At 59.9% G+C, this 1,513-nt stretch carries 2 pseudogenes; both read left to right on the forward strand.

The window, feature by feature from the left end:
• Positions 1 to 102 precede the first annotated feature (102 nt).
• Positions 103 to 643, forward strand: a pseudogene (locus ABIB91_RS41640) (IS110 family RNA-guided transposase); the annotation flags it as partial.
• Between the two features lie 286 nt (positions 644 to 929).
• A pseudogene (locus ABIB91_RS41645) lies at positions 930 to 1,415 on the forward strand (transposase); the annotation flags it as partial.
• Between the last annotated feature and the right edge of the window lie 98 nt (positions 1,416 to 1,513).

Consider the following 1,513-nt stretch of genomic DNA (forward strand, 5'->3'; position numbering starts at 1 on the left):
TTGTGAGCACCCTTGCAGAAGATGACTCTTCTAGCGGTGCTCCCAAGATCGCGCACAGACAATCTGAAGGGCCTCAGCACCACGCTTACCATCAAACCGGCAGCAGCTCAAAAAGACAACTTATCGCCTCGAGTGATCCAGCTCATTCAAGACTTGGCCGAGGACTGGCGCCATCTCGACCGACGGGTCGCGTCAATGACGAAAGAAATCAACGAACTCGCTGATCAAGATCCACACTGTCGCCGCCTAATGAGTGCGCCCGGCGTCGGGCCGATCATCTCAAGCGCGATGGTCGCCGCCATCGGAACCGGTGATGCCTTCCATAAGGGCCGGGACTTTGCAGCATGGCTTGGTCTGGTACCGAAGCAAATCTCGACCGGCGATCGAACCATTCTCGGGCGCATATCGAGGCGCGGTAATCGGTACCTGCGAAACGCTGTTCATTCAGGGCGCCAGAGCCGTACTTCTGCAGCGTCAGAGTTGGCCTCGGCTTGGCTTCGGAGCCTGGTTGGAGGCAGCGTCCAAGCGGCTCCACTCCAATGTCTTGGTTGTTGCCCTGGCCGCAAAACTCGCGCGCATGGCCTGGAGCATGCTCGCAAAGGGCCGTGACTATGACGCCAACCTCCTGGGCCGCACCGCATAAGAAACAGGGTCGGAAAGGAAGATCCAAGGTCCGATCAGGAAGGCACAATAACCCGCCGAGGTTTGCGAGACGGAAAGGACGAATGGAGAAACGGTTCCACCGACACTTCTGAAGCCTGGTTCGACTCCATGGCCCTTCTTGAGGCCGGCGAGTTATTGAGGACAGAAGTGGGCGGATATCCATGATGGCTCGGGGCAACAGCCCCAAATTGAAGCCGGATAGATTGGCGCAAACCGCTTCATCCCTTTGTCGATTCCTCTTGCAATGCGGGCGTGGTCCATAGATCGGTGTCAAAGCCTCCATCATCACCAACAACCGCCGTGCTCCCGGTGGCCTGTTCGTGCTGCACGCCAGGGCGCTGCCCGATAACCCGTACGACGGTCACACCTTGCGGGACGTCATCGACCGCACCGAGACACTCACCGGCTGTGCGATCGAGCGGGCCTATGTCGACAAGGGATACCGCGGCCATGACACACAGAACCCGCGCCGTGTCTTCATCTCTGGCCAGAAGCGCGGCGTCTTCGGTGTCATCAAGCGCGAGCTGCGGCGCCGCTCCGCCATCGAGCCCATCATCGGACACCTGAAGACCGATGGCCACCTCGGCCGCTGCTACCTCAAAGGCCGCGCCGGCGATGCGGCCAACGTCATCCTCTCAGCCGTCGGCCACAACTTCCGCCGCATCCTCGCCTGGCTCAGAGAACTCTTGTGCCTGTTCCTGATCCAGCTCTGGCGTACGCCCGCCTGCCCGGCCCCGCTCAATTCGGCTTCTTACCATGGCGTAATCGCGGCTGACGTCTTCTTGAGGACACGAGGGTTGTTAGGATCGGCCTTAGCGGATTATCGAAAGGGAGCAGCGCTATGAAGCAG

It is taken from the genome of Bradyrhizobium sp. JR4.3, assembly GCF_040547695.1.
Lineage (GTDB): Bacteria > Pseudomonadota > Alphaproteobacteria > Rhizobiales > Xanthobacteraceae > Bradyrhizobium > Bradyrhizobium canariense.